This window comes from Streptomyces sp. NPDC057271, from assembly GCF_042668715.1.
Lineage (GTDB): Bacteria > Actinomycetota > Actinomycetes > Streptomycetales > Streptomycetaceae > Streptomyces.
In genome coordinates this window covers 1-7,804 of sequence record NZ_JBHUYJ010000186.1, presented here as the reverse complement: position 1 = coordinate 7,804, position 7,804 = coordinate 1, and the positions used below count along the sequence as shown (strand labels likewise).

The following is a 7,804-nucleotide window of genomic DNA, read 5'->3' as shown; positions in this document are numbered from 1 at the left end:
GTCGGGCGCCGGGAAGATTAACCGCCCGGCGGCCGACCGGGCTCAGGCCACCGCGGGGGTGTGCCAGGCGGCGTGGTCCCCCCCCACCACCCTGTCCCGCGGTGACGACGGCCGCGTCCCCCGCCGAGGCGGGCGCTGATTCAGGCCATCAGGACCGAGTCGTCCTCGGGGCGCGCGCCGGGCAGGCGGTACCGGGCGGCGATCAGGGCCGCGTCCACGTCACGTGTGCCGGTGGAGACACACAGCGTGTACGCGACATCGTCGAGGCGCCGCCGTACCTCGGCGCCGCCGTTCTCCGCGTGCAGCACCTTCAGCGTCTCGTACTGCTCGATCAGGTTGCCCAGCACCGCGGGATGGGCCATCAGCACAGTGGATCTCCCCTCGTCGTCAGGGCGCGAACGCCCGGCTCGCAGCGGCGCGTACCCCTGGTCCGCCGTTCTATGCGGGACCCCGGTTCCGGCTCGTTCCAGCCGCTTGATTCCGCACCGCTCTCCTTGTGACGATCACGGGGGAGTAGGGTCGTCTTTATTGCCGTACGGCAACGGTCGAGGCCGGGGCCGTACGGGAGGGGGTGCGGTCCGACCGACGCCCGTGACCAGGTGTGGACCCTGCGGGTACCCGGCCAGCGAACGAGGATGAGGCATGTCTGAGACGACGATCGAGGGCCCCTCGGCCGCGCCGCGGCCGGGACCGGCGGCGGTGGGGGAGTCCGAGCTGCGCCAGCTCCTGGCGGGCCTCACCGCTGTGCGGGACGGGGACTTCGGGACCCGGCTGCCCGTGACGGCCGACGGGCTGATGGGCGAGATCTCCAGCGTGTTCAACGGGATGGTCGACCAGCTCTCCCTCTTCACCTCCGAGGTGACCCGGGTAGCCCGGGAGGTGGGTACGGAGGGGACCCTCGGGGGGCAGGCGAAGGTGCCGGGGGTCTCCGGAACGTGGGCGGACCTGACCGAGTCGGTGAACGCGATGGCCGGCAACCTGACCACTCAGGTCCGTGACATCGCCCAGGTCGCCACCGCCGTCGCCAAGGGCGACCTCTCGCAGAAGATCGACGTGGACGCCCGCGGCGAGATCCTGGAGCTCAAGAACACCATCAACACGATGGTCGACCAGCTCTCCTCGTTCGCCGACGAGGTCACCCGCATGGCGCGTGACGTCGGTACGGAAGGCATCCTCGGCGGCCAGGCGGACGTGAAGGGCGTCTCCGGTACGTGGCGCGACCTCACCGACTCCGTCAACTCCATGGCCGGCAACCTCACCGCGCAGGTGCGCTCCATCGCGCACGTCGCCACCGCCGTGGCCGAGGGCGACCTCTCCCAGAAGGTCGACGTGGACGCCCGCGGCGAGATCAGGGAGCTGAAGAACACCATCAACACGATGGTCGACCAGCTCTCGGCGTTCGCCGCCGAGGTGACCCGGGTCGCCCGGGAGGTCGGCACGGAGGGCAACCTGGGTGGCCAGGCCACCGTACGGGGCGCCTCGGGTACCTGGGAGGACCTCACCGACAACGTCAACGTGATGGCCTCCAACCTCACCGGCCAGGTGCGCTCGATCGCCCAGGTCGCGACCGCCGTGGCCCGAGGCGATCTCTCCCGCAGGATCACCGTGGAGGCGAAGGGCGAGGTCGCCGCGCTCGCGGACACCATCAACACGATGGTGGACACCCTGTCCGCGTTCGCCGACGAGGTGACCAGGGTCGCCCGCGAAGTCGGTACCGAGGGTCGCCTCGGTGGACAGGCAAGGGTGCCCAACGTGGCCGGCACCTGGAAGGACCTCACCGACAACGTCAACTCGATGGCGAACAATCTGACCGGCCAGGTCCGCAACATCGCCCAGGTCACCACCGCCGTCGCCAACGGCGACCTCTCGAAGAAGATCGACGTCGACGCGCGCGGCGAGATCCTGGAACTGAAGACCACCATCAACACGATGGTCGACCAGCTCTCCTCGTTCGCCGCCGAAGTGACCCGGGTGGCCAGGGAGGTCGGCAGCGAGGGCCGGCTCGGCGGTCAGGCCGAGGTCGAGGGTGTCTCCGGCACCTGGAAGCGACTGACCGAGAACGTCAACGAACTCGCCGGGAACCTGACCCGACAGGTCCGCGCCATCGCCGAGGTCGCGAGCGCGGTCGCGGAGGGCGATCTGACCCGCTCCATCACGGTCGACGCCTCGGGCGAGGTGGCCGAACTCAAGGACAACATCAACGCGATGGTCGGCTCGCTGCGTGAGACGACACGGGCCAATCAGGAGCAGGACTGGCTCAAGTCCAGCCTCGCCCGGATCTCGGAGCTCATGCAGGGCCACCGCGACCTGGCCGTCGTCGCCGAACTCGTCATGGACGAGCTGACCCCGCTGGTCTGCGCCCAGTACGGTGCGTTCTACCTGGCGGAGGAAGGCGTCGACGGCGTCGAGCTGAGGCTCGTCGGTTCCTACGGGCTTCCCGCGGAGAGGGCCGGCCGTGACCGGTTCCGGCTGGGAGAGTCCCTCGTCGGCCAGGCTGCCGGCAGTCGCCGGACCATCGCCGCCGAGAACGTACCCGGGGACTACGTGTACATCTCCTCGGGGCTCGGCGGGACGGCGCGGGCCAGCCTGATCGTGCTGCCGATCGTGGTCGAGGACCAGGTGCTCGGCGTCATCGAGCTGGCGTCCTTCTCGCCCTTCACCTCCGTGCACCGGGACTTCCTGGAGCAGCTGATGGAGACGGTGGGCGTCAACGTCAGCACCATCGTCGCCAACGCCCGGACCGACGAGCTGCTGGACGAGTCCCAGCGGCTGGCCGACGAACTGCGGGCACGTTCCGAGCAACTGCAGGTGCAGCAGGACGAGTTGCAGCGTTCCAACGCGGAACTCGAGGAGAAGGCCGCCCTGCTCGCCTCGCAGAACCGGGACATCGAAGCCAAGAACCTGGAGATCGAGCAGGCACGGCAGGAACTCGAGGACCGCGCCCAGCAGCTCTCCCTCGCCTCCAAGTACAAGTCCGAGTTCCTGGCCAACATGAGCCACGAACTGCGAACCCCGCTCAACAGCCTTCTGATCCTGGCCCAGTTGCTCGCCCAGAACCCGACCCGCAACCTCACGGCCAAGCAGGTCGAGTACGCGGGCATCATCCACTCGGCCGGATCCGATCTGCTCCAGCTGATCAACGACATCCTCGACCTGTCCAAGGTGGAGGCCGGGAAGATGGACCTCAACCCGGAAAGGGTGGAGCTGCGCCGGCTCCTCGACTACGTCGAGGCGACGTTCCGCCCGCTCACCACCCAGAAGAGCCTCGCGTTCAGCGTCTCCACCGCGGCCGGCGTGCCCGTGGACCTGGTCACCGACGACTCCCGGCTGCGGCAGGTGCTGCGCAATCTGCTCTCGAACGCCGTCAAGTTCACCGAGCGCGGCGGCGTCGAGCTGTGCATCGAGCCCGCATCGGACGACGAACTGCCCGCGACGGTCCACCGCGGGGGCCCCGTGGTCGCCTTCCGGGTCAGGGACACCGGCATCGGGATCGCCCCCCAGCACCTGGAGGCCATCTTCGGTGCCTTCCGCCAGGCGGACGGCACGACCAACCGGAAGTACGGCGGTACCGGCCTCGGTCTGTCCATCAGCCGGGAGATCGCCTACCTGCTCGGCGGCGGCCTCACCGCGGCCAGCGAGCCCGGTGAGGGCAGCACCTTCACCCTCTATCTGCCGGTCGCCCGAGCCGACTTCAGGGAACAGTCCGCCCACGTCCAGCCCACCGGTCCCGACGGCGACCCGCAGCCCACGACCTCCGACGACGCGGTCGCCACCGACCGCCCCGGTCTGCCGGACGCCCCGCACGCCCCGCACGGCCGGCAGCCCCGGCGACTGCTCGTGATCGAGGAGCGCCCACGCGGGTTGCTCTCGCTCGTCGCCGAGAACGCCGTCGCGGAGCTGACCGCCGGCCGGGGCCGCGCGGACCGGGAGGACCTGGAGGTCATCGCGGCCGTGGGGCCGGGGGAGGCCGCGGCCGCGCTCGCCACCCAGTCGTTCCACTGCGTGGTGATCGAGGTCGACATGGCCGGCGGTGAGGCTCTGCGGTTCCTGGACGCCATGGAAGGAGACGCCGCCCTGCGCACCGTCCCGGTCCTCGCCCACAACAACCGCAGGCTCACCGACGAACACGAGCGGGCGCTTCAGGAGCTGGCGGGCCGACGACCGCTGGAGCTGATCTCCAGCCTCGACGAACTGCGTGAGCGCATCGCCCTGCACCTGTCCGCCGACCAGCCGGGCGAGGTCGTTCCCCTGGTTCGCGGCGAGCACCGGCCGCCGGTGCCACACACCATCGACTCCACCCTGCACGGCCGTACGGTGCTGGTGGTCGACGACGACGCCCGCAACCTCTACGCCCTCAGCGGCATCCTCGAGCTGCACGGCGTCAACGTCCTGCACGCCGAGAACGGGCGGGAGGGAATCGAGGCGCTCACCGCGCACCCCGACATCGACCTGGTCCTGATGGACGTCATGATGCCGGAGATGGACGGCTACACGGCCACCTCCCGAATCAGGCGGATGCCGGCCCACGCCGATCTTCCCGTCATCGCGGTCACCGCCAAGGCCATGCCGGGGGACCGCGAGAAGAGTCTGGCCTCAGGCGCCAGCGACTACGTGACCAAGCCGGTCGACGCCGACGACCTCGTCGCCTGCGTCCGCCGGTGGCTCCACGACGGATAGCGCCACGGTCCCTCCCGCCGGCCCGCCCGTAGGGCGCCACCCGGCGGTCCCGTCGAGCGCCGTCCGGCGGAGCCTTCGCCCGCCCCGATCCGTCCCGCGGCCCAGCGCCGCCGTACCCGAGGAGAGTCCCCGTCTTGAGTGCTCCCCACCACCACGGCGAACACCCCGCCGTGGGTCCCCAGGGGGACGCCGCTCCGACGCCGACCGAGCCTGCCGGAGTCGCCACGGCGTCCGCCCCGCCGTCCGCGGAGCGATGCCTGGCGGAGGACCGCGCCGCCGTCGGCCGGCTCGCCGCGACGGTGGAACGACTCCGCGGAGAAGTGCGCGCCGCGCACGCCGCGGCCGAGGGGCGTGCCCTGATCGAGGTCGCCAAGGGAGTCATCGTCGAGCGGCTCGGGTGCGGGCCGGCACGGGCGGCGCAGCAACTCGCCGCGCTGGCCGGACAGGCCGGGATCTCGCAGCTGGAGCTGGCCGCGGACATCGTCAACCAGGCCGCCCGCGACCGGGTCTCCGAGGTCGCCGACGACTTCGTCCGGCGGACCGCGGCCGAGCCGGGGACCGGCGCCGAGCCCGGCAAGTCCGTCGCCGTGCGCCTGCGTACGGCCGAGAGCGCAGCGCTCAACGCGGGAGACAGCCAGGCCTTCGCCGAGTCCCTGCTGGCGCACGCCCTCGTACCCCTGGGCGCCAGCGCCGTCGCCGTCTGGACCACCGGCGCCGACTCCTCCCTCACGCTCCGCGCTCACGCGGGCTTCGGTGCGGACGAGCCCGCCCGTTGGCGCTACGTACCGCCAGGGGTGGCCACCGCGGCCCGGCAGGCGCTCACCGATCGTCGAACGGTCTGGTTCTCCTCGCTCGGAGCCACCGGCATCCCCTCGATCGGCCACACGCGCCACCCCGACGGCGGCCGGGTGGCCGTACCCGCGGGCACCGGCGGCCGCATCCACGGCGTCCTGGAGATCTGCTGGCCGCGGCCGTTGGAGCCCCAGCCCCAGGCCGTGGAGCGCCAGATCGAGGCCCTGGCGGAACTGTGCGCCCACACACTCGAGACGGCTCCCGGGGTGCCGGTGGGAGCACGGGCGCCCCAGCCCGACGGACTGTGCGAACTGATCGAACTCGCCGACGGGCTCTACGACCCCGTCCTGGTCCTGACCCCGGATCTGGACGCCGACGGTCGGCTGCGGGACTTCCGCATCCGCCACGCCAACGCGCACTTCCAGGATCCCGCGGGCCGCTCCCGGGGCGCCGTGGACGGAGCCCTGCTCCTCGAGGCGTACCCCACGGCGGCCGGCGAGAGCGAACTCTTCGAACGGATCGAGCGGGTCTACGCCACCGGTGAGCCGTTCCGCGCCCGCCGGACGCGGCTGACGGCCCTCGTGGACCAGGTGCCGCTGGCGTCCGCCGCCGACATCAGCATCAGCCGGCACGGTGACAGCGTCCTGCTCGTCTGGCGTATCGAGGACGAGTCCGCCCGGCTCGCCAGCCTGTTGCAGCACGCCCAGCGACTCGGCCGCATCGGCGGCTTCGAGGAGGACGTCCTCACCGGAGAGATCACCTGGAGCGGACAGCTCTTCGACCTCTTCGGCCAGGACGTCGGCGAGGCACCGGTCTCCGTGCGTGACCTCACCGCCCACGCGCATCCCGACGACGCCGTCGTCATCGGCCGTTTCCTGCGTGCGGTGCTGCACCAGAGGCGCCCGAGCTCGACGGCCTTCCGCATGCTGCGCCGGGACGGCGTGACCCGCCACATCCGGGTGATCGCCGAACCCGCCCTCGATCCCGATCGGCGGCTCCTGGCCGTGCGGGGCGCCTACCAGGACATCTCCGCGCAGCACTGGACGGAGGTCGCCCTGGCCGCCACCCGTGACCAACTCGCCGTCACGGAGCAGGAAGCGGCGGAACGCAACCGCCTGACCCTTCAGCTGCAGCACGCCATCATGCCGCCGACCAAGGCCCCGCTCGCCGCCCCGGGCCTCGACGTCGCCGTGCGCTACCGGCCCGCCGAGACCGAGTCCCTGGTGGGCGGCGACTGGTACGACGCCGTCGTGCTGCCGTCCAGGAAGATCCTGCTGTGCGTCGGGGACATCGCCGGCCACGGCATAGGCGCAGCCACCGGCATGGTGGTCCTGCGCAACGCCCTGCGCGGCCTCGCCGTGACCGGCGCGGGCCCCGGCCAGCTGCTGTCCTGGCTGAACAACGTGGCGCACCACCTCACGGCACAGGTCACGGCCACCGCCGTCTGCGGCATCTTCGACCCCGAGACCCGCACGCTGCGCTGGGCCAGAGCAGGACATCTGCCGCCGGTGCTCGTGCGGGGTACGGAGGCCACCGCCCTGCCGATGCTCCAGGGGCTGCTGCTCGGGGCCGTCGACGACGCCGCGTACGAGGAGGCGGAGATCCAGCTCGCGGCGGACGACACGGTGCTGATGTACACCGACGGTCTGGTCGAACGGCGGGACACATCCGTGCACGACTCCGTCGCCCAGCTGCTGACCATGGCGCAGACTCCGGCCGACAGCCTCGAACGGCGGCTCGACCTGCTGCTGACGCACAGCAAGTCCGACACCGACGACGACACGTGCCTGATCGGCGTACGGGTGACGTGACCGCACGCCCACCGCACGCCCCGACCGACCGTCCCCCCCACCCGTGGAAAGCAGGGAACATGACCGAGCGAGAAGTGAACCTGGACGTCGAGGTGGAGACCGTCGACGCCGGCACCGCGGTGCTGACCGTCGGAGGCGAACTCGACATGGACACGGCCACTCTGCTCCATCACCACCTGGCCGACCAGTTCCTGCACGGCCGGCGCGACCTCGTCCTCGACCTCTCCTCGCTGAGCTTCATGGACTCGTCCGGACTGAACGTCCTGATCAGGGCGGCGCGGGAGGCGCGGGAAGCCGGGGGCGACCTCCATCTCGCCGCGCCCGCGCCCGCCGTGCGGCGCATCCTGGAGATCACCGGTCTCACGATGACCACCCCGCTGCACGCCGACGTGGCCGAGGCCCTGATCGCGGCCGGCCACGCGGCCTAGACCCAATGCCGGTGACTTAAATGTCCTGCGCTCGTTGGTTGTGGTGTGGCGAGGGTGGGGCAGGTCAGGGTGCCTGCGGGTGAGCGGTTGTCGGAC

The 7,804-nt window shown here is 71.3% G+C and carries 4 protein-coding genes; 3 read left to right on the top strand and 1 reads right to left on the bottom strand.

The genetic code is table 11. The annotated features are described in order from the left end of the window. Window positions 1–140 precede the first annotated feature (140 nt). Window positions 141–368: a DUF5133 domain-containing protein gene (locus tag ACFUJR_RS38225; protein ID WP_383180068.1), complete on the bottom strand. Its 228-nt coding sequence runs from the start codon at window positions 366–368 to the stop codon at window positions 141–143. A gap of 274 nt (window positions 369–642) precedes the next feature. Between ACFUJR_RS38225 and ACFUJR_RS38220 the strand changes: the two genes are divergently transcribed. From ACFUJR_RS38220 to ACFUJR_RS38210, 3 genes are all read left to right on the top strand, one after another. Further along, a complete protein-coding gene (locus ACFUJR_RS38220; protein ID WP_383451235.1) occupies window positions 643–4,677 on the top strand; it encodes a HAMP domain-containing protein in 4,035 nt (1,344 codons plus the stop codon). Window positions 4,678–4,811: 134 nt separating this feature from the next. Further along, entirely contained in the window at window positions 4,812–7,280 is a 2,469-nt protein-coding gene (locus ACFUJR_RS38215; protein ID WP_383180062.1) for a GAF domain-containing SpoIIE family protein phosphatase, read from the top strand. A 59-nt stretch (window positions 7,281–7,339) separates the two neighbouring features. Further along, a complete protein-coding gene (locus ACFUJR_RS38210; protein ID WP_383180059.1) occupies window positions 7,340–7,708 on the top strand; it encodes an STAS domain-containing protein in 369 nt (122 codons plus the stop codon). Window positions 7,709–7,804 lie beyond the last annotated feature (96 nt).